This window comes from Amycolatopsis azurea DSM 43854 (genome assembly GCF_001995215.1).
Taxonomy (GTDB): Bacteria; Actinomycetota; Actinomycetes; order Mycobacteriales; family Pseudonocardiaceae; genus Amycolatopsis; species Amycolatopsis azurea.
In genome coordinates, this window is the sequence record NZ_MUXN01000002.1 from 354098 (window position 1) to 380260 (window position 26163).

Consider the following 26163-nt stretch of genomic DNA (forward strand, 5'->3'; position numbering starts at 1 on the left):
GTTGTCGAGAAGACGCGGTCGCGCTCAGGGGACCCGGTCCAGAAGAGCTCGCGCGGCGAGACGATAGCCGAGTGCGCCGAGACCGGCGATCACCCCGCTCGCCAGAGGAGCGATCACCGACTCGTGCCGGAACCGCTCGCGCGCCCACACGTTCGACAGATGGACTTCGATCCACGGACGGGGATAGGCGGCGAGCGCGTCCCGCAGGCTCCAGCCGGCGATCATCAGCGCGCCGGGGTTCACGATCGCGCCGACGGTCCCGTGAGCGTCCTGCAAGGACCTCACCAGCGCGCCCTCGCAGTCGTGCTGGACGGAGATCACCTGCCAGCCCCGTTCGGCCACTTCCTTCTCGACGGCGGCCTGGATGTCCGCCAGCGTGTCGGTGCCGTAGATCTCGGGCTCGCGCCGCCCCAGGATGCCCAGGTTCGGGCCGTTGAGCAGAAGCAGCTCTCCCATGGTCACCGCACCTCCCGCGGCTTCTTGCGGAGCCTGCCGATTTCCTCGCCGCCGGCGCGGGTGCCCTGCAGGTGCTCGTTGAACATCGTCCCGTCGTCGCGGGTGGCCGGTGGCCGGGAGTGGTTCAGATGGGCCATGACCTGTTCGCCGCGGCCGGTCCGCCCGTGCGCCGCCGCGAGCTCGTGGAACGCGTTGTCCTCGCCGCCCCAGCCCGTGTAGCGCTCGTCGTGACCACCGATCTCCAGATAGAAATCGCGTCGCACGGCGAAGCAACCGCCGAAGAGGCCGTCGATGCTCAGCCCCCGGGCGGCCGACCCGTCGATGCGGTACGAGCCGCTCGCCTCGGTGACGGCCGCGATGGTGCGCGTCGTCGACACCTCGTCCATCCAGGTGACGCGGCGGTAGGGGACGAACATGTCGGCGTCGTCCAGTCCCCGCAGCATGGCCGCCACCACGTGCCGGTCGACGAGCAGGTCCGCGTCGAGCACGCAGATCCGCTCGTGCGCGGACCGGCGCACCCCCGCGTTGACACTCCACGATTTGTTGTACGGACCGCTGTCCGCCAAGAGGATGTGCGAGTCGTACAGGGTTCGTGGTATGCCGGTCAGCCGGGTGCCGGCGTCCTGCTCGACCAGCGTCACCTCGACGTCGGGCCTTTCCGCGCTCGCGTCCCGCAACGCGCGCAGGGCGATCTCGAGGTTGCGCGTCCGGTCTTCGGTCGAGGCGCGGAACGGCACGATGAAGGTGATGGCACCCCTGCCGGTCACGGACGGGGGAGCGGGGTCGGCGACGAAAGCCCCGGTCGCCGTCCCGTGTCCGGGGGACAGCCTGGTGCGGAAGACCAGCCGGTCGAGTTCGTCGAACGACGTGGTCGGGCCGGGATGTGCGACGCCCGCCAGCAGCATTTCGAGCCGGTCGAGCGCGACGCGGTCTCCCTCCTCCTCGGCGGCCGCCATCGCGGCCGCCTCCACTTCGCTCCGCTCGCCGGGGGAAAGTGAAGCGAGTCCGGCGTCGACGGCGCGTTCGAGGAGCGCGCGCTCGGACGGCCAGGCGTGGTCGTTGAGCCGCTGCCGTGGATAGGCGAGCAGAACGAGGGCTTCGGCGAGGTGGCTTGCCGTGGCGGCCTCCGCCGGTATCGACACGATTCTTTCTGTCATCTGACCCAATCTTCGATTCGAGTTCCGGGCGCGTACTGACACGAGATTCGAATTAGCTTCGCGTTCTGGGAGAAAGTCGATCCGCGGGACGTTTCGCACAATGCCGACGGTCCGCTCCGAAGGTCTTCTTCTACCAGCAGCGCCGTCCCGGCCCAACCGTGGCGCCGCCGGTGGGGCGGTCTGGCCCGGACGGCCCGGGCAACTGCCGCGAGTCCGCAGTTGAAGACCCGGCGGGCCGCCGCCCAGGGTGGTTGACCAGGATTTTCCCGGTAACCCCACCTGGAGGTCCAGACCACGTAGAGGTCCAGACCAGATGTTCGCAACTGCTTGATCACGGAGGACGGCGCACGGTAAGGTGCGAAATGCGACATCAACTGTTCTGACTGGGGGAACACTGAGCGTGCATTCGCATGTAGAAAAATGGGCGCAGTCGTCCGGAATGAAGTCCGCCGAAGACAGACCGGATACCGTACAGGCTGCCGTTGTCGAGGTAAAGTCACTGCTACCCGGGGAATCTCCCCGCCTTTCGGGTGAAAATCTCGAGTACGTCAAAATGCTGGCCGAACTCGACCGTAAGCTGCCGCCGATTCTCGTTCATCGGCAGACCGGGAAAGTCATCGATGGTATGCATCGCCTCCGCGCGGCAGAGCTGCGAGGCGATTCCACCATCGAGGTCACCTTTTACGACGGAGGATTCGAGTCCGCTTTCGTCCACGCTGTCGAAGCGAATACCAAACACGGTCTCCCGCTGACCAAGGCCGACCGTGAATCGGCGGCGGAACGGATAATCAGATTCTACCCGCATTGGTCGGATCGGTCGATTTCGAAGATCGCCGGTTTGTCCGCGAAGAAGATCAGCGCCATCCGGAGCAAGGTGTCACCGGATTCCGGGAACGCGGAGGCGGTGCGGATCGGCAAGGACGGCCGCGCGCGACCGCTCGACAGTTCGGCGGGGCGGCTCCGTGCCGCCGAACTGATCGCCGAGCGTCCGGACGCCTCGCTCAGCGAGGTCGCGAGGTCGTCGGGGATCGCCGTCGGCACCGTTCGTGACGTGCGAGACCGGCTCCGGCGCGGAGAAGATCCGATCCCCAAGGCGTACAACAAGAATCCGGACGCGACAGCCGAGGTGCAGACGGCCGGGGACTGGCGGATCACCGGTGCGGTGACCGCCGCGGCGGAGGCGCAGCAGGCGAAGCTCGTGGCCATCAGCGCGCTGCAGGCGCTGGAGCGAGACCCGTCGCTGCGGCTCAGCATCACCGGCAGGCGGATTCTCCGGCTGATCGGCGCGACGCATTCGCTGTCGGCGCATCTGAACGGCCTGGTCGACTTCCTCCCGGCACACTGCACCACCGCTGTGGCCGATCTCGCCCGGAATTGCGCCGAGACCTGGGAACTGTTCGCCGGCGAGCTGGAAAAGCGCTGCGATCCCCAGATCGAGGCCAACGGATAACCGAACGTCGCTTCGGCGTCGACCGAGTGCGCCGGCCTTTGCCGCCGTACCCGGTCGACGCCGCCTCCCCTCTGTCAACCGCCGTCTGCCACGCGTGAAACCGCGGGGCAGCGGGGTTTCGCATGCGAACTGGAGAACGAAATGAAAGAATCCGGCGGAATCGGACGACGCAGGTTCCTGGCGGGCACGGTCGCCGCGGGTACCGCCGCCACCGTGCTGGGACCCGCCGCCCTCGTACCCGCTCAGGCGGCCCCGGCGACGGCCGCGGGGACGGAGACCGCCGGTTTCGGACCGGTCGCGATCACGCCGGCGGACGGGCGGTACCGCGATCTGGTCCGCGGTCTCAACCCGAGGTACGTCGCCGATCCCGAGGCGATCTACGTCGCGGACTCGACCGCCTCGGTGATCGAGGTCGTGCGCAAGGCGGTCAACGAGGGCAAACGGCTCACCGTCCGGAGCGGCGGCCACTGCGTGGAGGACTTCGTGTTCAACCCGGAGGTCCAGGTGGTGCTGGACCTCTCCGAGATGAACCGGGTCTACTTCGACGCCGAGCGCGGGGCGGTGGCCGTCGAACCGGGCGCCATCCTGATGGACGTGTACGACCGTCTCTACAAGGCCTGGGGCGTCACGATCCCCGCCGGCATCATCTACTCGATCGGCGCGGGTGGGCATTTCGCGGGTGGCGGACACGGGTTCCTGTCCCGGATGCACGGGATGGCGGTCGACCATCTCCACGCGGTCGAGGTGGTCGTGGTGGACGCCAGGGGCGGGGTCCGCAAGGTGGTGGCGACGAGGGAGCACAACGACCCCAACCGCGACCTGTGGTGGGCCCACACCGGCGGTGGTGGCGGGAACTTCGGCGTGGTCACCCGCTATTGGTTCCGTTCGCCGGGCGCGAGGGGGAACGATCCCCGCAGGATCCTTCCCCAGCCGCCCGCCGAGGTGCTTTTCGCCGGACTCGGGTTGCCCTGGGCGGACTTCACCAAGGAGAAGTTCACCAGGCTGCTGAAGAACTACAGCGCCTTCCACGAGAAGCACAAACACCCCGACTCGCCTTACCTGGCGCTGACCGGGGGACTGGGGCTTCCCCTCCGGTCGGCGGGCCCGATCGGCATGGGCACCCAGGTGGACGCGACCCATCCGGACGCCGAGCGGCTGCTCGAGCGCTACCACGCGGAGATCCTCGACGGCGTCGCGCCGAACGCGAAGCCCCACGTGACGCGGATGCCGTGGCTGCGGTCGACCTTGCAGCGCGCGACGACGAACAGCCAGGCCAACGATCCGGCGCTGCGCAGCGATTTCAAGTCGGCCATGATGCGCGGGACCATGCCGGATTCGCAGATCGACGCGCTCTACCGGTATCTCACCCGCACCGACGTCGACAACCCCACGATCTCGGTGTCGTTCCTGTCCTTCGGCGGCCGGATCAACGCGGTGGGCCGGAACGACACCGCCTTCCCGCACCGGGACTGCTCGCTGAATCTGCTGTGGACGGTGATCTGGAACGACCCGGCCGACGACGCCAAGTTCGTCGGCTGGAACCGCGAGTTCTACGGAGCCGTGTACGCGGAGACGGGCGGAGTCCCGGTGCCGAACGGCGTCACCGGCGGCAGCTACGTCAACGACGCCGACACCGACCTCGCGGATCCGCGGTTCAACACCTCCAGCGCCGCCTGGCACGACCTGTACTACCGGGACAACTACTCGCGCCTGCAGCAGGTCAAGGCGAAATGGGATCCCCGGAACTTCTTCCGGCACAAGCTGTCCGTGCGGCTCCCGTGACCGCGGCGAAGGGACCCGCATCCCGGCCCGCTTCGTCCTGGCTGGCGGACTCCGTGCTGTACCACGTCTATCCGCCGTCGTTCGCGGATTCCGACGGCGACGGCATCGGCGATCTCGCCGGGCTCACCGAACGTCTGGACTACCTGCGGTGGCTGGGGGTCGACGCCATCTGGCTGAGCCCCTGCTTCGCCTCGGAGTTCGCCGACGGCGGCTACGACGTGGTGGACTACCTGACCATCGCGCCGCGGTACGGCACCAACGAGGACGCCGTGGCGCTGATCGAGGCGGCCCGCGCTCGCGGCATCCGGGTGCTCTTCGATCTCGTGGCCGGGCACACCTCGCACCGGCATCCGTGGTTCCGGGAGTCGGCCGGAACGCCGGGCGACGACCGGTACATCTGGTCGGACCGGATCGCCTCACCGGTCCGCGAATGGGTGCCGAACCTCGGCGAACGAGGCGGCTTCTACCGGGCCAACTTCTATCCGGCCCAGCCGGCCCTGAACTTCGGTTACGCCAGGCTCGATCCCGCCGAACCCTGGCGGCAGCCCGTGGACGCCCCCGGTCCGCGCGCCAACCGGGCGGCGCTGCGGGAGATCATGAGCCATTGGTTCGACCTGGGGGTGTCGGGCTTCCGCATGGACATGGCCTACTCGCTGGTCAAGGACGACCCCGGGTGGGTCGAGACGGCCAAGCTCTGGGGCGAGCTGCGCGAGTGGATCGATCGTGAGTATCCCCACTGCGCGTTGTTGTCGGAATGGGGTGTGCCGAAAACCGCCGTGCCCGCGGGTTTCCACGCCGACTTCTTCCTGCACTTCGTCGGGCCCGCGGTGCATTCGCTGTGGGACAACGATTCCGGCACCCAGGGCCCGTGGACCGACGGCAGGCCTTGTTACTTCGACGTGGACGGCCGGGGCTCGATGAAGCCGTTCCTGGAGGAATGGCGCGAGGTCGAAGCCGCGACGGCCGGGCGCGGGCTGGCGGCGCTGCCGAGCGCCAACCACGACTTCTCCCGGCTGGTCTGCGGCCCGCGCACCAGGGACATGGTCGCCCCGGCGTTCGCCTTCCAGCTCACCTGGCCGACGCTGCCGGTCATCTACTACGGCGACGAGATCGGGATGCGGTACGTCCCCGGGCTTCCGGACAAGGAAGGCAGCCAGGCGGACATCACGGCCCGCCAGGGATCGCGGACGCCCATGCAGTGGGACGAGGGACCGAACGCCGGCTTCTCCACCGCTGCGACGCCGGATCTCTACCTCCCGGTCGACCCCGCCCCGGACCGTCCCACCGTCGCGGGCGCGCAGGCGGACGAGTCCTCCCTGCTGCACCACGTCCGGCGGCTGGTGGAGCTGCGCAAGCGGACACCCGCGCTCGGCACCACCGCGCCGGTGCGGGTCCTGTTCCAGGACTATCCCTTCGTCTACCTCCGGGGTGACAGCCACTTGGTGGTCGTCAACGGGCGCCGGGAACCGGCCGTCGCACCGCTGGAGCTCGCGGGTGTCCGTCCGCTGGCCGTCCACGGAGTCGAGGTGAGCGACGGGGAAGTGCGGGCGGAGGGCTTTTCCTACGGCGTTTTCGAAGTGCTCTGACCCGCGGCCGCCATCGACAGAAAAGAGAACCGATGAGCGACGACGAAGCGGAGACCATTCCGGTGGGCTCGTCGATCCACGAGGTACGCACCGACACGAAGACCGTCGTCCTCACCTACGACGACGGTCCCGAGCCGGACGGCACCGAGCGCGTGCTCGAGGCGTTGCGCGAACACGGTGTCACCGCGACGTTCTTCGTCCTGATGGGCCGGGTCCGGCGGTTTCCGCGGCTGTTCGCCGAGATGGCCGACGCCGGGCACGAGGTCGGGCTGCACGGCGTCGATCACCAGAGGCTGACGTCGATCGATCCGCGCGAGGTCCACCATCGCACCAGGGACGCGCGCAGCGAGCTGGAAGACCGGCTCGGGAGCGAGATCCGGTGGTTCCGGCCGCCCTACGGCCTGCACTCCCGCGACAGCTGGAACGCCGTGGACGCCGCCGGCCTGACCACGGTGCTCTGGACCGACGCCCTGCGCGACTGGTGGGACAGGCCGACCGAGACGCATCTCGAACCGGTGATCAACGCGGCCCGGCCGGGAACGATCATGCTCGCGCACGACGGTTTCGCGTCGCATCTGGACGGTGTCGACGACGGCCGTCCGCCCACCCTGGATCGTGGCCGCCTGACGGATCTGATGGTCGGCGTCTATCGGGAACAAGGGCTCTCCTGCTGTTCCCTCACCGAAGCACTCGACGTCGGCCGGCCCGTCACAGACGTGCGGCTGACCCCGTGACAACCGGAGGAATCTGATGCACATCCGTCCCTGGGAGACAGCGGACGCGGCCGAGGTCGCCGCGCTGTGTGCCGCCGGACTCCCGCTGGACCCGTACGCCGCGGACTATCCCGGAATGCTGCTGCGACGGCAGGGGATCGGCCTGGTCGCCACCGACGGGGGCATGATCGTGGGCACCGCGCTGGGATCGAACCGAAGCGAGGACGAGGGATCGCTCGACCTCCTTGTCGTCGCGGAGGACTTCCGACGCGAGGGAATCGCCCGGCGGCTGGTGACGACCCTCGAGCACCGTTTGGCGGACCAGGGCGCCACCCGGATCGTGGTCGAGGGCAACGCCCCCTACTACGTCTGGCCCGGCGTCGACCTGCACTACACCTCGGCCATCTGTTTCTTCGAGGACAGCGGGTACGAGCGAGGGCGGTGCGTGGTCAACATGGACGTCGACCTGGACGCGATCTCGCTGGACACCTCGGACGACGAGAAACGCCTGCTGGCCGGGGGGATCGAGATCCGCGAGGCGACCGAGGCCGACCGGGACGCGCTGCACGCCTGGCTGTCCGCCGGCTCCGGATGGCCGCCTGCCGGGTGGCCGCCCGGCTGGGCCGACGAAGCCGTCGCCTCCCTCGGCAGGGAGAAGGCGGGGTGCCATCTCGCGCTGTCCGAGGGGAAACCGGTCGCGTTCTGCGCGTACGGGGTGAATCAGCCGCACATCATCGGCCCGATGGCCACCGATCACGCGGTCCGGAGCCGCGGTATCGGCATGACCCTGATGAAACGGTGCTACGCCGATCAACGTGCTCAGGGCATCGCCGTCGCCGAGATCTCCTGGGTGGGGCCGTTGTCCCTGTTCTCCGACCGGTTGAAAGCCCGTATCCGCCGGTGCTTCTGGCAGTACGGCAAGCCACTGAAAGCCGAGGTTTCCGATGGCGTGGAATGAACCGCGGCCCGCCCTTCCGGCGATCGTCTGCGCGGTGGACGACAATTTCGAGCTGCCGGCGAGAGTCGCCCTGCAGTCGCTCGCCGCCGCGCACGAAGAGTGCCTCGACGACCTCAGGGTCGTGATCCTGTACGACACCTTGAGCAGCGACGCGCAGACGCGCCTCCGGGTGCACGGTGATCGGCTGGGGCTGAAGCTGGAGCTGGTGGAAAGCCCGCCGGTCGATCCGCGCTTCCCCGTGCTGAGGCGGTACACGGCGGCGATCTACCTGCGTCTCAACGTGCATCACGTGCTCGCCGACGAGTCGCGGGTCCTGTACTTGGACTCGGATCTGGTCATCCTGGACGATCTCCGCGAGCTGCTGACGCTGCCCATGGACGGCCACGCCATCGGTGCGGTCCGTGATTCGGCGCGGCCGACGATGAGCCGCGGCGGCGCCCTTCCCTCGTGGGGACAGGGCGAGTTCCCGCCGGAACGCGAATACTTCAACTCGGGGGTGCTCCTGCTCGATCTGGACGAATGCCGGGCCACCGGTGTGCTCGACCGGGCGGGCGACATCCTCCTGCGAGAACCAGAAGTGGCGCGGTTCCCCGATCAGGACGCGCTGAACTGGTCGGCCGCGGACGACTGGCTCCGCCTGGATCGCAAATGGAACACCTTCGCCATGTCGATCATGGCCAGCCGGGACGACTACGTCCATGTGGCGGAGGACCTCGTCAGCCTGGACTCGCTCGTGCGCGCCGAGCGGACGGCGTCGATCCTGCACTTCAGCGGCCGGGACAAACCGTGGCAGGACACCTGCCCGCCGAGCTGGTCCCGCGACCGGTACCGGGAGTTCCTGCGGGCCGTCGAGGGCGCCGTCCGGTGACCGGTGCGTGCTATCTCGGAATGGACATCGGCGGCACCAAGGTCTCCTTCCGCCTGGTACTCGGGGCGGGGGGAGCGGAAGGCGAGGTGCTGTGGAGTTCGCTCGCCCGCTGGCCGGAGTCGTCCGCGGACGTCGCGGACGACCTGACCGTCCTGCGGACGCGGGTGAAGGAACTGCGCGACGCTTCCCAGCACCGGTTCGCCGGTGTGGGGGTCGCCGTCGCGGCCACCGTCGACCCGTCGGGCCGGGTCGTGTCGTGGCCGAACCGGGGCTCGTGGGGCGGGCTGGACCTGCTGGGCGAACTTCGCTCGCTGTTCCCCGAATCGGAGATCGTCTGGGCCGACGACGGCGCGCTCGCCGCCGTCGCGGAGGCCCGCGCGGCGGATGTCCCGTGCCTGGTCTACGCGGGCGTCGGTACCGGCATCGGGGGAGGAGTGGTCGTCGGGGGCCGCCTGTTGTCCGCGCTGTCCCGCGGCGCGTGCGAACTCGGGCACATGATCGTCAACCACGGCGGTTCGCCGTGTACCTGCGGCCGGAGAGGCTGCGTGCAATCGGAGGCTTCGGGACCCGCGACCCTGCGGCGGGCGTCCGCGGCCCGCGGTGTGAACGTGTCTTTCGACCAGCTCCGCGCCGGTTATCTGGGCGGCGAGACGTGGGCGGTCGCCGCGGTGGAGCACAGCTGCATGGCTCTCGCGGCCGCGCTGGCAGGCATAGGTGAACTGGCGGCCCCGGCGGTCCACGTCGTGGGGGGCGGGTTCGCGGCGGGGATCCCCGGGTTCGTGGACGAGGTCGGCAGGCAGGCCGCGGCACTGTCGCGGCCGGGACATCCGGTCGCCCCGGTCGTGCCCGCGCGCTTCGGCGGTGAGTCGTCCTTGCGGGGCGCCGTCAGCGCCGCGATGGGCGCGTTGTCCGAGTAGGTCAAAGAGGGCGGGACAGGTAGACGGCGTCGGCGCCGTAGCCCCGGATCGGCACTTCGGGAAGCGGGCGGAAGTCGTTGGCCGACCAGAAGTCCGCTTGACCGGCGACGGCGATCAACGACATCCGGTCGTGCCGCCTCGACCGGGCCGTGGTGATCAGCCGGTCCAGCAAGACCTTCGCCAGCCCCCGGCCGCGCAGCTCTTCGGCCACCACGAGATCGTGCAGATGCAGGTTGTCCGACGTGAACGAGGGGCCTTCCCGCCGATCGAACTCCGGGTACCGGAACAACGGGTAGGGCAAGGCCAGGACATAGCCCGCGATCCGGTGGCCCGCCTGCAGGACGAAACACGTCGCCGGAGAGGCCCGCATCCGTGACTCGAGCACGATCCGCCGCTCGGACAACCCTTTCTCCGCGTAGGACTCGGCTTCCAAACCGACGATGGCGGGCCAATCGCCGGACGAGATGGCCCTGGTCCGCACGGTGGTCCCTTCGTTCCGGCGACTCACGGTCTCAGCACCGTGATCGGCAAGGGCGCGAATCCGTTGAAGCCCCGCGTCGTGTAGCTCATGGAGTACGCCCCGCACGCGAGGATCCACACCGGATCTCCCGATTCCGCGGCTTGCGGAACCTGCGCGAAGGCGAGTCCGTCGCTGAAGACGTCGTCGCTGTCACAGGTGGGGCCGGCGACGATCGCCGGGATGTGCTCGCCGTCGCGATGACCGGGGAACACCAGCCGGTACCGCAGCATGTCGGTCTCGTAGAGCCCGTTGAACTTCCCGCAGCTGAGATACAGCCACTTTTCGTGGACCCCGGTCAACTGCCGCCGCGAGGACAGGCGGGAGACGTGAGCCCGGATCGCGCCGTGCTCGGCGACGAGGTGACGGCCCGGTTCGACGACGAACGCCAGCTGCCTTCCCGCCAGCCGCCGGAGACGCAGCATGCCTTCCCGGAGCGCGGCGAACATCTCCTCGATCGGGGGAAGCAGGGGATTCCCGGCCTTGTCGAGGTACCCGGCCGCGGGCAGGCCGCCACCCAGGTTGACGTGGTCGATGTGCACTCCCTGAAGGGAAAGCGCGACGAGCACGTCGGCGAGGCGCTCGAAGGCGTCGTGCCAGGCTTCGACCGTCATCTGCTGGGAACCCACGTGGACCGACAGTCCCGCCGGGATCAACCCGTGCCGCCGCGCGGTCAGCATCACCTGGATCGCGTCGGTTCCCGCGCAGCCGTATTTGCGCCCGAGGCCCCACAACGCTCCGGCGCCGGTCGTCGCCAGCCGGCAGAACACCCGGGCGCCGGGTGCGTTGGCGGCGATGGCCAGCACGTCTTCGACGCTGTCCGTGGCGAAGTCGCGCACGCCGAGCCGATACGCCTCGGCGATGTTCTCGTCGGACTTCACCGTGTTGCCATAGTGGATCAGCCCGGGGCGGGTGCCGGTGGCGAGGGCCTGGACGATCTCGTCGGGACTCGCGGCGTCGAAGCCCGCGCCCCGGCTTGCCAGGCAGGTCAGGACTTCGTCCACCGGGCACGCTTTCATCGCGAACCGGACCGCCACGCCGGGGAGTTCACCGGTGAGCGCCTCGTAGGCACGCTCGATTCCCGCGAGATCGAGGACGAGCTGATCGTGCCCGGCGGCCGAAAGGGCTTCCCGGACTCGGCCGTCGAGAAAAGTGCGCTGATCCGTCTCCGTCAACCACATGTCTGATCGAGCCCCAGGGTCGCGCTCGCGTCCATCAGCCGTTCCCACGCGGTGATCAGCAGCGCGAAGTCGGCGATGTCCTGCCGGGCTTCGGCGAGCAGGCTTTCCCGCCGCGGCGCGAGCGACTCGGCGAAATCGGCGTACCGGCCGCCCAGCCCGCGGTAGGTCTTGTCGATTCGGGCCAGCCGCGCCACGTTCGGGCTGTCGGCCAGTCCGGTGCTTTCCGAGGCGAACCCGGCGATCATCCCGGCCCGCACGCGGTGCCGGTGATCGAGCAGCGTCTCACCCGCCTCGGCCATCCGCCGGTAGATGTCGTGGAAATACAGCATGGACAGGAAGAATTTGGTCAGCCTCAGCTGGTAGGCCAGGAACCCGGCGTCGGTCTTCCGTTCGGCGGTATGGAAGTTCACGATGTGGCGGTTGTGCACCACCCCGGGCAACCTGGCGCTGTGCGCGAGGTGGAAGAGGAAGTAGTCGCTGCCGATGGTGTCCGTCGCGGGCGGCAGCGGCACCCGCTCGTGGATCTGCTGGAAGGCGATGTTGCACATGTCGATGCGCATCGGGTCGACGATGCCTGCTTCCGAGCGGTCTTCCGTGAACGGCTCCGTGCCCGCCCCGGTGAAGGAGACCTCGGCCAGCTTCGTCTTCTCGGCGTCCGTCCACCCGTCGGGCGCCCACAGGCCCACGATGTCGTGATACGCGGTCCGGTCTCGCGAACGGAGGTCGCCGATGTCCACCGAGAGTTCGCCGACGAACGAGCCGCCCACCAGTACCACGGGTTTGTGCTCGTGCTCCGGTCCGAGGGTCGTGGCCGTCACGTGCTCCGTCACGTTCGCGGCCCGGCGGCCGATCGACCTGAGTTCGTGGTGTACCGGGAAAACCTTCTGCCCGTTCGAGAGCTGGTAGCCACTGTCGGAATCCCTGCGGTGCACGGAGCGGCACCCGAGCGCGCGGGCGACGAGGAAGGCCCGGTCGGTGCAGGCCCCGTACGAGACGCCTTGCGGGAGCAGGAGACCGAGCATCGATTCGTCGACGTCCGCCGCCTCGATCACCCGGCGAAGAAAAACCCTTTGCGCGGTTTCGTCGAGGTGTAGTACGACGACGTTTTCGACCCGGCGCCTGCCGCCGATGATTCCGGCGTGCTCGCCGAACTCCCGTTCCGGGGACGAGTCCAGTATCAGCGCGAAAACCTCGACGTCGAAATTCCCGGCCGCGAACTCCGCTTCTTCGAGGAAGTCCGACAGCGGGCCGGCACAGGCCCGATTGGTGGGAAGGGCGAGGCAGATCCGGTGCATTCAGTGCTCCGATCGCGTGCTGTCGTGATGGAGTCGGCCGATTCGGTACCCGTTGGGAGGCAGGGCAAAGTCAGCGTACCGGCGGGGTCGATCACGTCAAGATCGACGGCGGCGCACCGTCAACCGAGGAAATTCCGCAGTTGACCGTGGCTTGACGCAAGGCGAAATGTAACTCCGGCCGCCGGGTTCGCGGCGGCGTTCTCGCCGACGCGACAGCGGGGCCGCGAACCCGCAAAGATGACGGTAGCTACGCGAAGTCGCGTCTTTCTTTGCCAAACAGCCGCTGGAAAAAGGAACGGGTAATGACCGATTCGGGGAAGAAGTCGGCCTCTTGGCTTGTTCGCGCCCAGAAGAGCGTCAGCTACGAGGTGCGGTTCTGCGAGGATCTCTTCCGCTCCGACCGCACGGATCTACTGGAAAAGGGGGAGGACCTGGGCAGGCAGCGCCGGTTCGTCGTGATCGACGGCAACGTCGACCGTCTCCACGGAGACCGGATCCGCGCCTATTTCGAGCATCACGGCGTGGAGTACGCGATGATGACGGTGGCCGCCGACGAGACGGTCAAAGATTTCGAGACGACGGCGCGGATCGTCAGGGAACTCGACGGGTTCGGCATCGCCCGCCGCCGCGAACCCATCATCGTCATCGGCGGTGGCGTCCTGACCGACATCGCCGGGCTGGCCGCCAGCCTGTACCGGCGCGGCACCCCGTTCCTCCGGGTGCCGACCACGCTCATCGGTCTCGTCGACGCGGGAGTCGGCGTCAAGACCGGGGTGAACTTCAACGGTCACAAGAACCGCCTGGGAACCTACGCTCCTGCCGAACTGACCTTGCTGGACCGGACCTTTCTGGCCACCCTGGACCGGCGTCAGATCAGCAACGGGCTCGCGGAGATCCTCAAGATCGCGCTGATCAAGGATTTCGCGCTGTTCGAGCTGCTGGAAGAACACGGGGCGTGCTTGCTCGCGGAGAAATTCCAGGGCCACAGCGCGGAAAGCGACCAGGCCGCGGTGGCCGTGCTGCACGCCGCCACCCACGGGATGCTCGAGGAACTGGAACCGAACCTGTGGGAGGCCGAGCTGGAGCGGTGTGTCGATTACGGTCACACCTTCAGCCCCACGATAGAGATGAGGGCCCTGCCCGCGCTCCTGCACGGCGAGGCCGTCTGCGTCGACATGGCGCTCAGCACGATCCTCGCCTTCCGTCGCGGATTGCTCACCGAAGCTCAGCGCGATCGCGTGTTCGCCGTGATGACCCTGCTCGAACTGCCCATTTGGGATGCTCTGCTCGAACCGGGAATACTCGCCCAGGCCTTGCGCGACGCCGTCCGCCACCGTGATGGCCGGCAACGGTTGCCGTTGCCGGTCGGTATCGGAGGCGTCACCTTCGTCAACGACGTCACATCGGAGGAACTGGGCGCGGCCCTGAAGATCCACCGCGAACTCGGGGGTGTCCGGCGGCTACCGGTGGCGTGAACCCTCGCGCACGCCGTCGTGCCCAGGCGAGGTCGGCGGCGAGCCTGCGGGGATCGCCGTCGCGATAGTCGTTCTCCAGTACCAAGGCGCGCACCGGTACCGCATGCTCCCGCAGGGCTTCGAGGGTGTCTTCGAGTCTTCCGGCACCTTCGCCGAGCGCGGGCATGTCCCCGACGTCGGGCGGTCCGTCCTTGAGATGGACCTGGTCGGCCAGCAGATGCCCGGCTTCGGCGACGAGTGCTTCGGGCCGAAGGCCGGCCCGCAGGGGATTGAAGGTGTCCAGCACCAGCCGGAAAACGGGGGAGTCGACCCGTTCGGCGAGCTCGCACGCGAAGTGCGGTGCCAGGACGTTTTCGCTGGCGAGCTGAAGTCCCCGTGCCTCCGCTTCGGCGGCGGCCCAGGCGAGGACCTGAGCCGTGAGAGCGAACGCGGCCGGCCCGTCGATGGCGCTGCGCCGGAAACTGGGCAGGAAGACCAACGGCACTTCCAGCGCGTGCGCCGAGTCGAGCAGACGCTCGATGAACGGCCGCGCCTCCGCGGTGGTCAAGCCGAGGTCGTTGAGATGGTTCCCCGCCACCGCGAACAACCGCACACCGGAGGCGCCGGCGGCCGCGCGCACGGCCTGGACGCGGCCGGGCGCGTCCAGCCATTCGCCGCGTCCGGGGCCGCCGAAGTCGAGCTGCAGCCCGTCGGCGCCGCTTTCCGCGGTCCGCCGGACGGCGTCGGGGCCGGCCTCGGCGAGCCGCCATTCGGTCAGACCGAGCAGGCAGTGACTCACTGTTTCGCTCCCATGTGGACGGACAGCTTGATCAGTCTCCGGCCGTCGATCACCCGGTCGCGCGAGCCGGCCAGTGCGCGCATCACCCGGACCGCGCCCTCGAGATCGGTCTCGTGGGTGATCAGGTCGCGGTATCGCCCGGGTTCGGCGGCGAGTTCGGCCGCGGCGTCGAGCAGGTGCCGGTCGGCCACGCCACGATGCCCGAACAGGTGGACCCGGTTCCCGTCGGCCGAGTCGGTCGTCACGATCCGCGCGGGGTCCGGCAGGCCACCGCAGTTCGCCGCTCTGGCCGCGGTGAGGTCGATGCCGGGGAGCAGCGGTGTCGTGGCGTTCGGGGGCAGCCCGCCGACAAGGTCGACGGCCAGTTCTTCGGCCCCGAGGGCGAGCACCGACTCCAGCGCGAACACCGTCGCGTCGCGTGGGGTGGCGAGCAGCGCTCCGACGACACCCGGTTCGAGGCGCGCCCAGTCCAGCCGGGTGCACAGCACGTCCGCGCGGTACGGGGCCGCTTCGCTGAACGCGCGGCCGGATTCGGTGTGGTGCACCAGGATCACCCGGGTCGCCGAGCCGAGCCAACGGCGGGCCGCGCGGACGGCGAGATGGCCGATGACGCCGTCACCGTAGACGATCAACGTACGCGGCGCGAAAGCGTGAAGCTGCCGCAGCGCGTAGCGGACCACGGCGAGCGGCTCCAGCAACGGCGCGAGTGTCCGGTCCGTGTCCGCGGGCAGGGGGAGCACCATGCCGCCCGTGACGGCCGTGGCGGGCAGCAGGGTGCGCTCCTGCAGCAGGCCGTCGACGTTGTGCCCCAGCAGGAAACCCGGATCCGTCGGATGGGTCGGGTTGACGGCGACGAGCGTGCCGGGGGCGAACTCCGGCCGGACCCCCGGACCCGCGGCCACCACCGTCGCGATCCCCTCGTGACCGATCACCGGCGCCGGATCGTCTCGCAGACCGCGCAGCATCTGGATGTCCGTCCCGCACAACCCCGCGTACTCGGTCGCCACGACCAGTTCTCCGGGGCCGGGTTCGTTCGTCGGCCGCGACACGACGGACAGCGACCCGCCCGCCCGCACGATCGCCCGGTGTGTGCTCCACCGCCGCGCGGCGAGCCCGGCGCCGTGGAGGCCGTTCGCCTCGTCCTCACCGCAGATCAGCAGCCTGCCGAGCACCCAGCCGGGGTCACGTTCGCTGGTCAGGTACAGGCCTTCGCGGGTCAAGTGGCGGGCCAGCGCGTCGCGGTAGTGCTCGCCGAGCCCGGTCGCGACACCGCCGGTGAAGGCCACCAGATCGATTTCCGGATCGAGGCAGAGCGCGGTGCGGACGACGTCGGCCACCGGTTTCACCGCGGTATCGAGCAACTCGACCGCCACCGGGTCCGCCTCGTCGAGCGCCGACGCCAGCTTGGCCTCGAACGGCTCGTCCCCGGCCAGGGGCGAGGCGGCCCACCGCCGAGGTCTCCGCTCCCGGAGCACCTCGCTCAGCCGGCGTATTCCGGTCCCCGACGAGAAAGCCGCGACGTGGCGGGGCTGACCGCAGTCACAGCGGAGGTCGACCGGTTCGCCGTCGATCGTCACCGTCGCGGGCAAATGCCCCATCTCGCCTTGGAGACCCAGTCCGTCGAGCGGGATCTCCCCGGTGCGCAGGTCGATGGTGCGGCAGGCGATACCGGTGCTGATGGTCGCCAGCAGGATCTTGCGGCGGTTCTCCGCGTGCGGTGAAGCGGCGAGATGCAGAAGGGCCGCCGTGACGTCGTTGACCACGTGCCAGCGCACGTCGGGACGCGCCGACCGTAGTGCGCCCAGCAGGTCGAACGGCGCGGCGTGCGCACCCCACAGCGGCGCGGACGCGTACACCACACCCGTCCGGTGATCGAGCGCGGCGCCGAAGGAGACCCCGGCGACCTCACCCGGCGGAACCCGTTCGGCCATCTCCTTCACCAGCGACGCGCGCAGCTCGTCGACTGTCGTTTGTGGACTGTTCGTCCGGCTGGGCGCCGGAACGCGGTGGACTTCGCCAAGTCCCTTTTCGGCCGACCAGCGCGCCCAGCGAAAGTGCGTGCCGCCGACATCGAGAACGGTTATGGACACGGGGAACGCCCCTCCGGTCGGGTCGTGGTCGTGAGCGCCCAAAGAGGACCACTTCACGCCGCCGTTCGTCCACCCCGGCGGTTGCACGGCGGCGGGCACGTGTCACCCGCCCGCGCGCAGAACCTGCGACGCGCGCTCGTCCCGTGGATCATGAAGGTGTTCGCTCCGTCGTTGCGTCGAAAGGGTCCTGATGGCCAAGCCCAATGTCGCCGAGCAGTTCGTCCAGGTCCTGGTGCAGGCCGGGGTGGAACGGATCTACGGCGTGGTCGGTGACAGTCTGAATCCGGTCGTCGACGCGATCCGGCGTACCCCGGGCATCGACTGGGTGCATGTGCGCAACGAGGAGGCGGGCGCGTTCGTGGCGGCCGCCGAGGCCCAGCTCACCGGACGGCTCGCGGTGTGCGCGGGCAGCTGCGGCCCCGGCAACACGCACCTGGTGCAGGGCCTCTATGACGCGCACCGCACGGGTGCCCCGGTACTCGCGCTCGCCTCGCACATCCCGTCCGGGCAGATCGGGACCGGGTTCTTCCAGGAGACCCACCCGGAACGGCTGTTCGTCGACTGCAGCGGGTACTGCGAGCAGATCAGCGGTCCCGACCAGATGCCCAGGGTGCTGCGGATCGCCATGCAACACGCGCTGGCCCGCGGCGAGGTGTCGGTGCTGGTGCTGCCGGGCGACGTCGCGCAGCTGGCGGCCACGTCGCCCACCGGGAGCGGGACGCCGGTCACCGAGCACGGGAAGGTCGTGCCACCCGAGCCGCAGGTGGCGCGGCTCGCCGAGCTGATCAACGAAGCCGAGACCGTCACCCTGTTCGCCGGCGCCGGGGTGCGCGGCGCGCACGCCGAGGTGATGGAACTCGCCGGGGCGGTCCAGGCGCCGGTCGGCCACAGCCTGCGGGGCAAGGAGTGGATCCAGTACGACAATCCCTACGACGTCGGGATGAGCGGCCTGCTCGGCTACGGCGCCTGCTACCAGGCCATGCACGACGCGGACCTGCTCCTCCTGCTGGGCACCGACTTCCCTTACGACTCCTTCCTGCCGCAGGCCCGGACAGTGCAGATCGACCACGACGCGACCCGGCTGGGCAGGCGCACCCCCTTGGAACTCGCCGTGCACGGCGACGTGGGGGAGACCCTGCGAGCCGTGCTGCCGCTCCTGCGGCGCAAGACCGACCGGGCCTTCCTGGACCGCACGCTGCGCGACCACTGCAAATCACTGGAACAGGTCGTCGACGCCTACACCCGGAACGTCGAACGGCACGTGCCCATCCATCCCGAGTTCGCCGCCGACCTTCTCGACGAACTCGCCGCGGACGACGCGATCTTCACCGTGGACACCGGCATGTGCAACGTCTGGGCCGCCCGGTACCTCACGCCCAACGGACGGCGGCGGGTCATCGGCTCGTTCCTGCACGGCACGATGGCCAACGCCCTGCCGCACGCCATCGGCGCGCAGTTCGCCTACCCGGGACGACAGGTCGTGTCGATGTCCGGCGACGGGGGCCTGGGCATGCTGCTCGGCGAACTGCTCACCGTCGCCCTGCACGATCTCCCGGTCAAGATCGTCACGTTCAACAACTCCTCACTGGGCATGGTCAAGCTGGAGATGCTGGTCGACGGCCTGCCCGACTACCAGACCGACCACCGTCAGGTCGACTTCGCCGCCATCGCCCGCGGCGCCGGCCTGCGCTCGGAGCGGGTGACCGATCCGACGCGGCTGCGTGCCGCCCTCAAGGAGGCACTGAGTCACGACGGCCCGGCGCTGGTGGATGTCGTGACGGACCCGAACGCGCTGTCCGTCCCTCCGCACATCACCGCCGGCCAGCTCGGCGGATTCGCGCTGGCCGCGAGCAAGGTCGTCCTCGAGGGCGGCGTCGGCCGGATGATCGACCTGGCCCGGGCAAACCTGCGCAATATCCCCCGGCCATGAAACAGCCGCTTTTCTCAAGCCGGGCTTCGAAAGTCGTAGGCGAAATGCCGTAGCAGCGGCCGAGAATTTGGCCCATCAAATGGTACTTATCGCTCGAAGTATGATGCGCGAGAGTGAAAATTCTCGACAGTGGACGAGTCATGGCGGACACTCGGACCCGCGCAGCACCCCGCGGGCAAATCCTTGTTGCGCTCAGTTCCCAGCTCCCATCATTTGGCGAAAAGGAACCCTATGCATGACGATGATGAGCCGGTAGGCCGAATCCTCGGCAGGCGGCAGGCGTTGATTCTGCTCGGCGCCGCCGGCGTGACACTCGGTGTCGCCGGATCCGCCACCGCGAGTGCCAGCACCTCCACCTCGGGAACACCCGAAGTCTGCGCACTGGATTGTGTGGTCAAGCCAGAGCAGATGGAGGGTCCGTATTTCGTGGACGAGCGACTCAATCGCTCCGATATCCGCACTGAACCGGCCACCGGAAGACCGGTTGCCGGTACCGCGCTGGCAATCAATTTCACCATTCAGCAAATCCGGCAACAGCAGTGCACGCCACTGCCGGGGGCGATGGTCGACCTCTGGCAGTGCGACGCGGTGGGGCTGTACTCCGACATTCCTTCTCAGGGAAGCTCCGGCCGCCGATTCCTGCGCGGTTACCAGAACACCGACCAATCGGGGGTGGCCCGGTTCACCACCATTCTGCCGGGTTGGTACACGGGGCGTACGCTGCATATCCACATCAAAATACGCACCGTCGGGACTAACGGCAGGCCGTACGAGTTCACCTCGCAGCTTTACTTCACGCCCGAGTTCGGCGCGGCCTATCTGCGGACCGAACCGTACCGGCGGAAAGGCCCGGCCGACACGACCAACAACCGGGACTCGATCTACCGCAGCGGCGGTGCGCAAATGCTGCTGCGTCCGCAGCAGGCCGGAAGCGGCTACACAGCGGACTTCGCGATCGGTCTCGACCTGTCGAACACCCAGGTCGGCCGTCCTGACTAGTTCATCCGATTGAGAGGTTGTAGCAGCCGTCCGCCGCGTCAGCCTCGTGGCTGCGCGGCGGACGAGTCTCAGCCGACGGGAGCAGTCGCTGACCTCGAAGTTCACGGCGCCGCGCCGGGTCGGCCATTCGGCCGATGTGCACCCGGCCGATGAGCCGATCCAGCTGTGATCATCACCCCATAGCGTGACGGCTGTCAGCAATTCGTCGTCTACGGGGAGATCACGATAATGCTTCGCAAAACAGGCGTACTGGCGGTCGGACTGGCCGCCGCGGGAGCGGTGCTGGTACCGGGGGTCGCTGCCGCGGCCGACGGGCCCACGCCCTACGTCATCGGAGGGCACGACGCCACCGAGGACTACTCGTTCATGGTGTCGTTGCAGCAGGACGGGCGGCACTTCTGCGGTGGCTCGCTGATCAGCGAGGACTGGGTGGTGACCGCGGCGCACTGCGTGCAGGGAGCGCGGCCGGACCAGGTCAGGACCCGGATCGGGGCGCGGCAGCACAACAGCGGGGGCACCGAGACCGGCGTCAGCCGGATCATCGTGCATCCGGACTTCGGTGGGCAGAAGCCGCAGGGCGGGGACATCGCACTGGTGCGGTTGGACAAACCGGTGACCGAGCAGCCGATCAAGATCGCCGATGCCCTGGGCGACGCGGGGACGGCGACCCGGATCCTCGGCTGGGGTGAGCACTGCGCCGAGCAGAACTGCGGCGCGCCGGAGATCCTCCAGGAGCTGGACACCAAGGTCAGGCCGGCGGCGGATTGCCACAATCTGGCCACGGGCAAGGAGATCTGCACCGGTTCCGACACGCCGGACGCGATGGGCTGCTACGGCGACTCGGGCGGGCCGCAGATCAAGGGCAGGCCGGGTGAGTGGGAACTGGTCGGTGCCACCAGCCGCGATGGTGACGAGGACCCGAAGTGCGCCAGCGGTCTGGGCATCTGGACCGACGTGACGGTGTACCGGGACTGGATCGCCGAGCAGCAGGCGAGCTAGCGAACCGAAGGCCGGACGTCCGGCCTCGTCCTGCGGCATGATCTGTGAAACGCCGGACGAAGGGCGGTCATGGGGCAGGGGAAGACAACGGCTCGCGGTTTGCGGATCAGGGTGCTGGGGCCGTTCGAGGTCGAGACGGCCGCGGGGCCGGTGGACGTGGGTGGGCGGCAGCGGGCGTTGCTGGCGTCACTGGCGTTCTCGGCGAACCAGGTGGTCCCGCTGTGGAAGCTGATCGGTCACGTCTGGGACGAGGAGTCCCCGCTGGACGTGCGCAATGGCCTGCAGACGCTGGTGAGCAGGCTGCGGCGCAGCCTCGGCGCCGACGTCATCGAGACGACCGAGGGCGGGTACCTGCTGCGTGCCGCCGCCACCGAACTCGACCTGCTCGCGCTGCGCGAGCAGGTCGAGTCGGCCGCCGTCGCGGCACGGGAAGGGGATGCCGGCCGGGAGTACGCGTCGCTGGCGTCGGCGGTCCGGCTGTGGCGTGGAGATCCGCTGGAGGACGTCGCGTCGCCGGGGCTGCGTGCGGAGGTGGGACCGCAGGTCGCCGAGCTGTTGTTCACCGCCCGCGAGCGGATGCTGGACGTCGACCTGGAGCGAGGTCACGGGCAGGAGGTGATCGCCGAGCTGCGGGACCTCACCGCGCGGTACCCGCTGCGCGAGTCGCTGTGGGCGAGGTTGATGCTGGCCCTGCACCGTGCGGGGCGGCGGGCCGAGGCGCTGGACGCCTATCGCCAGGTCACCGATCTGGTGCGGGAGCGACTCGGCCTCGACGTGGGGCGCGCCGTCGCCGATCTGCATCAGGCGATCCTGCTCGACGACGAAGCTCTCGCCGGCGGGCGGCCTGCCCCGGAGCGGGTGCCTCGCCAGTTGCCGGGGGACGTCCGCGGGTTCGTGGGGCGTGGTGACGAGATGGCGGGTTTGGACCGGTTGGTGAGCGGGGCCGACGGTCAGCCGGTCGTGATCTCCGCCGTCGACGGTGCCGCCGGCATCGGGAAGACGAGTCTGGCCGTGCACTGGGCACATCAGGTCGTGCCGCGATTCCCGGACGGGCAGCTGTATCTGAACCTGCGTGGTTACGGTCCCAGCGTGCCGGTCGATCCGGCGGACGCCCTGGACGTCCTGTTGCGTTCGCTCGGGGTGCCGCCGGAGCGTGTCCCGGCCGATGTCGAGGAGCGGGCGGCGCTCTGGCGCACCGAGTCCGCCGCGCGCGGGATGCTCGTCGTACTGGACAACGCCCGCGACAGCGCCCAAGTACGGCCGTTGCTCCCGGGCGGGGGTTCGGTCGTGGTGACCAGCCGCCGCAAGCTCCGCGGCCTGTCCGCCAGGGAGGGAGCGCGCCACCTCACCCTGGGCCTGCTTTCACCGGCCGAGGGGCTGGAGTTGTTCACCGATCAGGTCGGCCGGGACCGGGTGGCGGCCGAGCCGGACGCGGCGGCGGCGATCGTGGAGTTGTGCGCGCGACTGCCGCTGGCGTTGCGGCTGGCCGCGGACCACGCGGCCCGGCATCCGGAGTGGCCGCTGTCTTCGTTGCGGGACGAGTTGGCCGAGCAGCGTGGGCTCGAGGTGCTGTCGGTCGACGACGACCGCGACAGCGACCTGCGTTCGCTGTTCGACTGGTCCTACGACGCGCTCGACGTGCAGGCGGCGGCGGTGTTCGATGCGCTCGGCCTGTTTCCCGGCGACACCATCGGGAGGCACGCGGTCGCCGCGCTGGCCGCGATCCCGCCGTCGGTGGCCGGTGCCGCGCTCGCGCGGCTGGCGGAGGTCAGCATGCTCCAGCAGCGGCTGCCCGACCGGTTCGAACTGCACGATCTGCTTCGGCAGTACGCGCGCGACAAGGTGGCGGCTCTGCCCGGTGCGCCGGCGGCTGTCGAGAGGCTGGCGGCGCACTATGTGCACACCGCGGAACGGGCACGCGATCACCTCACCGGCATTCCGCACCGGATGCCGATCGCCGTGGCCGGGCCCGACGTCCCGGTTGTCGATTTCACCGACCACCACTCCGCGGTCGCCTGGTTCGACCGGGAGATCGACACGATCGCCAAGCTGGTCGTCGGCGCCGACGAGCACGGCCTGCACGCCCAAGCCGCGGTGCTGTTCCAGCTGTCCTGGCACTACCTCTACCTGCGCGGACACTGGCAACGGATAGTCGACATGGGGGAGGCCGCCCTCCGCGGAGCGACCGCCGCGGGCGATCGATTCCTGCTGGCCAAGTGCTTCAACGGGGCGAGCGCGGGCTACGGCCGAGCCGCCGACCGCGACAAGCAGATCACCTACTGCCGCGCGGCGCTGGAGATCTTCCGTGAACTGGGCGACCTCGCCGAACAGGGCACGGCGCTGCTCAACCTGGGGTCGGCCCTCAACTGGCTGCGCCGGTTCGCCGAGGCCGTCGAGCCGCTGCGCGAAGCCGTCCGGTTGTACGAGTCGGTCGGTGACGACCTGCCCGCCGCCATGGCGCTCAACAACCTCGCGGACACGTTCGTCGGACTCGGCCGTTACGAAGAGGCGAGTGGACCCGCCCGACGAGCCCTCGACACGTTCCGGAAAGGAGAGGAGCCCACGCGGATCGTCGCCGGTCTGGAAACCATCGCCGCCGTGCAGGCGGGGGCGGGCGATCACCGCACCGCCGCCGCGACGTACCGGGAGGCCGTCGACCTCGTCGAGGAGATCCACGTGACCAGGTCGGCAGTGCCGCTACGAGTCGGCTTGGGACACGCGCTGCTCGCGCTCGGCGACGTCGATCAAGCGCGCAGAGTATGGCGGGAGGCCTACGACCGGTGCCTTCTCGACGGCGATCAAACCGTCGCCGACGAGATCCGGGAACTGCTTTCCGCACACGCCCGGCCCACGACGGGGTAGCCGAGTCCGGACGACACCGCCGTGCAAGCGTGACGACAGCGGCCATCGCGTTTCTCGCCCTATGGTCTCGTTCGAGCGACGCTTCCCGCCACCCCGCCGGCGGGAAGCACACGGTCGCGCTTCCGTCTCTCCCGGACTGGGGAGGGCGAGAGTGGCGAAGAACGATCGTGGCGTTCATGGCGACCGCGGTGGCGTCGAGGGTCCTGAAGGGGGTGACGTCACCGCGGTCCGACGCTGACTCCGGCTCCGGCTCCGGCTCCGGCTCCGGCCCGGCGTCGGCCGGTGCCGCGCGGGTCTTGCGTCCTCGGGGCGGCGGAGTCCCGGAAGCGTTGCGAAAGCCACTTTCGCAACCTTCAACGTTGCGAAAGTGGCTTTCGCGACACCTGATGCCGGATCGGCGAGAACTACTGCCCGTCGGAACGGGCGGCTGTCACGGGATTCCCGACACAGCGGCACAGTACGGCTTCGTCGAGGTCGGACTGGAGATCATCTACGAGATCCCGGCGGTGCGCGCCGGGCGTATCGCGGCTCCGGCGACGGGGCGAGTCCCAGATTTGGCGCCGGCAAAGGAAAACGGGACCCTCAGGGTTCACCTGGCCGACCCGTCGTGGCTATGATGACAACGATTGTCGTTATCAGCCTGGGAGGATTCCGTGCCGGTCACCGCCTCACTCGCCCCTACGCGCTCCATATTGCGGGACGGCGGGTTCGTCCGGCTGTGGACCGGCACCACCGCGTCCGGGCTCGCGACCTGGGCGTTGCCGTTCGTGCTCGGGCTCGCCGTGCTGCACGGCGACCTCGGCCCGGTCGGGCTCGGGGTGGTGCTGGCCACGCGCACGGTCGGGTTCATCGCCGCCGTCCCCATCGCCGGTGTGCTGGCCGATCGGCATTCGCGGCGCGGGGTGGTGCTGTGGTCCGGTCTGCTGGCGACCGCCGCCATGCCGGTGATCGCCTTCGGGCTCGGCCGGTCGGTGGTGATGATGGCGATCGCGGCCGCGGTGGCCGGAGCCGGCCAGGGCGCGTGCCGGCCGGCGTTCCAGGCGCTGACCGCCGAGGTGGTGGAAGAAGGTCAACGCCAGCAGGCCAACGCGGCGACGTCGCTCTCGGTCCGGGTGACCACGCTGGTGGCGCCCGGGTTGACCACGCTGCTCGGCGCGTTCATGTCGGTGCACGTCCTGCTGTTCGGCGTGGCCGCGCTGTGGCTGGTCGCCGCGGTGGTTCCGCCACGAGGGAAAGCGTCCGGTCCGGCACCGGAAACCGCCCGTGCCGGGTTTCTCGCCGAGTTCATGGAGGGGGTGCGAGAGGCACGACGGCACCCATGGTTCATCGCCGGTCTGATCGCGCTCACCTCGATGCTGGCGTTCGGATATTCCGCGAGCATGGTCGTCCTGCCGATGGTGAGCCGTGACCGGTACGGCACCGAGGTGGTGCTCGCCGCGGCCACGACCGGGTACGCGGTCGGCGCGCTGATCGGCGCGGTGCTGATCGCGCGCTGGCGGCCGCGCGCTCAGGGATGGGCCGCGCTCGTGAGCCTTGCCTGCTACGGGTTCGCGCCGCTGTGCCTGCTGTTTCCGCTGCACCCCGCGATGGTCGTGGCGGCGTACGTGATCGCCGGGCTCGGCGTCGAGTTGTTCAATGTGCCGTGGTTCACCGCGACACAGCGCGAGGTGGCGCCGGACAAGCTGGCCCGGGTGTCCTCATTGGACTTCCTGCTGTCCTACGGTCTGGCGCCGGCCGGTCTCGCCCTGATCGCCCCCGCGATCGAGAGTTTCGGTGCCACCCCGGTGCTCGCCGTGTGCGCGGTGAGCTGCTTCGTGGTGCCGGTGCTCGCCTGTCTGGTGCCGACCTCCCGCGGATTCACCAAGAAGCCTTCGGCGGCCGATTAGCGCGACGTGCCGGAACCGTGAAAATTTCATCGTCGCGAAGCCTTGGGGGAAATGATGAATGATTCATTCGTCACTGACCGTGTGCGCCGGGAAAACCGTCGATTTCGGTGAACGCGCTGAGGATGGAGCGCTTTCAAGATTTTGGAGACTCGTCGGCTCGTCGGCTCTGGCGCGCTTCAGGTTGCGGTCAGTATCGAGGTATGGCGGGGCGGCAATATATGAATATGACAAATAGTTGACAAGTGCTAAAGGAACTCATAACTT

21 protein-coding genes are annotated in these 26163 nt (G+C 69.1%); 13 read left to right on the top strand and 8 right to left on the bottom strand.

The annotated features are described in order from the left end of the window. Positions 1-24: 24 nt before the first annotated feature. The 3 genes from B0293_RS03995 to B0293_RS44130 all read right to left on the bottom strand — a co-directional run bounded on the left by B0293_RS03995 (position 25) and on the right by B0293_RS44130 (position 2418). Entirely contained in the window at positions 25-456 is a 432-nt protein-coding gene (locus B0293_RS03995) for a type II 3-dehydroquinate dehydratase (RefSeq protein ID WP_005152950.1), read from the bottom strand. Positions 457-458: 2 nt separating this feature from the next. Then, on the bottom strand, positions 459-1613 hold the full coding sequence (locus tag B0293_RS04000) for a glycosyltransferase family 2 protein (RefSeq protein ID WP_039916148.1): 1155 nt from the start codon (positions 1611-1613) through the stop codon (positions 459-461). 502 nt (positions 1614-2115) lie between these two features. Continuing rightward, positions 2116-2418, bottom strand: a complete 303-nt coding sequence (locus tag B0293_RS44130) for a hypothetical protein (RefSeq protein ID WP_245191865.1) — start codon at positions 2416-2418, stop codon at positions 2116-2118. 33 nt (positions 2419-2451) lie between these two features. Here B0293_RS44130 and B0293_RS04005 point away from each other — a divergent pair, with 33 nt between their 5' ends. From B0293_RS04005 to B0293_RS04035, 7 genes are all read left to right on the top strand, one after another. Further along, positions 2452-3063: a streptomycin biosynthesis regulator gene (locus B0293_RS04005; protein WP_245191866.1), complete on the top strand. Its 612-nt coding sequence runs from the start codon at positions 2452-2454 to the stop codon at positions 3061-3063. Positions 3064-3204: 141 nt separating this feature from the next. Next, complete coding sequence (locus B0293_RS04010; protein ID WP_005152957.1) at positions 3205-4845, top strand: FAD-binding oxidoreductase; 1641 nt, start codon at positions 3205-3207, stop codon at positions 4843-4845. Continuing rightward, complete coding sequence (locus B0293_RS04015) at positions 4842-6431, top strand: alpha-amylase family glycosyl hydrolase (protein WP_039916152.1); 1590 nt, start codon at positions 4842-4844, stop codon at positions 6429-6431. Before B0293_RS04010 ends, B0293_RS04015 begins: the two co-directional genes overlap by 4 nt. 32 nt (positions 6432-6463) lie before the next feature. Next, positions 6464-7165, top strand: coding sequence for a polysaccharide deacetylase family protein (locus B0293_RS04020; protein WP_005152959.1), 702 nt, complete (start codon positions 6464-6466; stop codon positions 7163-7165). 16 nt (positions 7166-7181) lie between these two features. Next, positions 7182-8102 (top strand): GNAT family N-acetyltransferase, encoded by a 921-nt coding sequence (locus tag B0293_RS04025; protein ID WP_005152961.1) that lies wholly within the window; start codon positions 7182-7184, stop codon positions 8100-8102. Beyond that, the gene (locus B0293_RS04030; protein WP_005152963.1) at positions 8089-8970 is read left to right on the top strand and encodes a glycosyltransferase family 8 protein; all 882 of its coding nucleotides are present in this window, start codon (positions 8089-8091) and stop codon (positions 8968-8970) included. Before B0293_RS04025 ends, B0293_RS04030 begins: the two co-directional genes overlap by 14 nt. Further along, a complete protein-coding gene (locus B0293_RS04035; protein WP_005152965.1) occupies positions 8967-9887 on the top strand; it encodes an ROK family protein in 921 nt (306 codons plus the stop codon). The genes B0293_RS04030 and B0293_RS04035 overlap by 4 nt, the downstream gene beginning before the upstream one ends. Before the next feature lies 1 nt (position 9888). Here the strand turns inward: B0293_RS04035 and B0293_RS44135 are convergent, their stop codons facing one another. From B0293_RS44135 to B0293_RS04050, 3 genes are read right to left on the bottom strand one after another with little or no spacing between them, the layout of a single operon-like run. After that, positions 9889-10368, bottom strand: a complete 480-nt coding sequence (locus B0293_RS44135; RefSeq protein ID WP_005152968.1) for a GNAT family N-acetyltransferase — start codon at positions 10366-10368, stop codon at positions 9889-9891. A gap of 23 nt (positions 10369-10391) precedes the next feature. Continuing rightward, positions 10392-11585 carry a type III PLP-dependent enzyme gene (locus B0293_RS04045; RefSeq protein WP_005152970.1) on the bottom strand — a complete coding sequence of 398 codons (1194 nt, stop codon included), beginning with the start codon at positions 11583-11585 and terminating at the stop codon, positions 10392-10394. Next, a complete protein-coding gene (locus B0293_RS04050; protein WP_005152972.1) occupies positions 11576-12880 on the bottom strand; it encodes a DUF6271 family protein in 1305 nt (434 codons plus the stop codon). The genes B0293_RS04045 and B0293_RS04050 overlap by 10 nt, the downstream gene beginning before the upstream one ends. A 302-nt stretch (positions 12881-13182) precedes the next feature. On the opposite strand from B0293_RS04050, the gene B0293_RS04055 reads away from it, so the two are divergent. Next, positions 13183-14355, top strand: coding sequence for a sedoheptulose 7-phosphate cyclase (locus B0293_RS04055; protein ID WP_005152974.1), 1173 nt, complete (start codon positions 13183-13185; stop codon positions 14353-14355). On the opposite strand, the gene B0293_RS43480 is transcribed toward B0293_RS04055, so the two are convergent. Further along, positions 14279-15133 carry a sugar phosphate isomerase/epimerase family protein gene (locus tag B0293_RS43480; protein ID WP_052014322.1) on the bottom strand — a complete coding sequence of 285 codons (855 nt, stop codon included), beginning with the start codon at positions 15131-15133 and terminating at the stop codon, positions 14279-14281. The two genes, B0293_RS04055 and B0293_RS43480, sit on opposite strands and share 77 nt — an antisense overlap. Then, the gene (locus B0293_RS04065) at positions 15130-17223 is read right to left on the bottom strand and encodes an ROK family protein (RefSeq protein WP_158081879.1); all 2094 of its coding nucleotides are present in this window, start codon (positions 17221-17223) and stop codon (positions 15130-15132) included. The genes B0293_RS43480 and B0293_RS04065 overlap by 4 nt, the downstream gene beginning before the upstream one ends. Positions 17224-17413: 190 nt before the next feature. Here B0293_RS04065 and B0293_RS04070 point away from each other — a divergent pair, with 190 nt between their 5' ends. From B0293_RS04070 to B0293_RS04090, 5 genes are all read left to right on the top strand, one after another. Beyond that, positions 17414-19153, top strand: a complete 1740-nt coding sequence (locus B0293_RS04070) for a pyruvate dehydrogenase (protein ID WP_005152979.1) — start codon at positions 17414-17416, stop codon at positions 19151-19153. Positions 19154-19384: 231 nt separating this feature from the next. Further along, positions 19385-20152, top strand: coding sequence for a dioxygenase family protein (locus tag B0293_RS04075; protein ID WP_005152982.1), 768 nt, complete (start codon positions 19385-19387; stop codon positions 20150-20152). A 228-nt stretch (positions 20153-20380) separates the two neighbouring features. Continuing rightward, complete coding sequence (locus B0293_RS04080) at positions 20381-21151, top strand: S1 family peptidase (protein WP_005152992.1); 771 nt, start codon at positions 20381-20383, stop codon at positions 21149-21151. Positions 21152-21220: 69 nt separating this feature from the next. Continuing rightward, positions 21221-24013, top strand: a complete 2793-nt coding sequence (locus B0293_RS44630) for an AfsR/SARP family transcriptional regulator (protein WP_005152996.1) — start codon at positions 21221-21223, stop codon at positions 24011-24013. 653 nt (positions 24014-24666) lie between these two features. Beyond that, a complete protein-coding gene (locus tag B0293_RS04090; protein ID WP_245191868.1) occupies positions 24667-25899 on the top strand; it encodes an MFS transporter in 1233 nt (410 codons plus the stop codon). Positions 25900-26163: the final 264 nt, after the last annotated feature.

Bases quoted from the DNA above. Each gene is read 5' to 3' on its own strand.
- B0293_RS04010 (WP_005152957.1), top strand. From the start codon at position 3,205: ATGAAAGAATCCGGCGGAATCGGACGACGCAGGTTCCTGGCGGGCACG.
- B0293_RS04055 (WP_005152974.1), top strand. From the start codon at position 13,183: ATGACCGATTCGGGGAAGAAGTCGGCCTCTTGGCTTGTTCGCGCCCAG.
- B0293_RS04050 (WP_005152972.1), bottom strand. From the start codon at position 12,880: ATGCACCGGATCTGCCTCGCCCTTCCCACCAATCGGGCCTGTGCCGGC.
- B0293_RS04000 (WP_039916148.1), bottom strand. From the start codon at position 1,613: ATGACAGAAAGAATCGTGTCGATACCGGCGGAGGCCGCCACGGCAAGC.
- B0293_RS04025 (WP_005152961.1), top strand. From the start codon at position 7,182: ATGCACATCCGTCCCTGGGAGACAGCGGACGCGGCCGAGGTCGCCGCG.
- B0293_RS04020 (WP_005152959.1), top strand. From the start codon at position 6,464: ATGAGCGACGACGAAGCGGAGACCATTCCGGTGGGCTCGTCGATCCAC.
- B0293_RS04070 (WP_005152979.1), top strand. From the start codon at position 17,414: ATGGCCAAGCCCAATGTCGCCGAGCAGTTCGTCCAGGTCCTGGTGCAG.
- B0293_RS03995 (WP_005152950.1), bottom strand. From the start codon at position 456: ATGGGAGAGCTGCTTCTGCTCAACGGCCCGAACCTGGGCATCCTGGGG.
- B0293_RS44630 (WP_005152996.1), top strand. From the start codon at position 21,221: ATGGGGCAGGGGAAGACAACGGCTCGCGGTTTGCGGATCAGGGTGCTG.
- B0293_RS04080 (WP_005152992.1), top strand. From the start codon at position 20,381: ATGCTTCGCAAAACAGGCGTACTGGCGGTCGGACTGGCCGCCGCGGGA.
- B0293_RS04045 (WP_005152970.1), bottom strand. From the start codon at position 11,585: ATGTGGTTGACGGAGACGGATCAGCGCACTTTTCTCGACGGCCGAGTC.
- B0293_RS44130 (WP_245191865.1), bottom strand. From the start codon at position 2,418: ATGCGGGTAGAATCTGATTATCCGTTCCGCCGCCGATTCACGGTCGGC.
- B0293_RS04075 (WP_005152982.1), top strand. From the start codon at position 19,385: ATGCATGACGATGATGAGCCGGTAGGCCGAATCCTCGGCAGGCGGCAG.
- B0293_RS04030 (WP_005152963.1), top strand. From the start codon at position 8,089: ATGGCGTGGAATGAACCGCGGCCCGCCCTTCCGGCGATCGTCTGCGCG.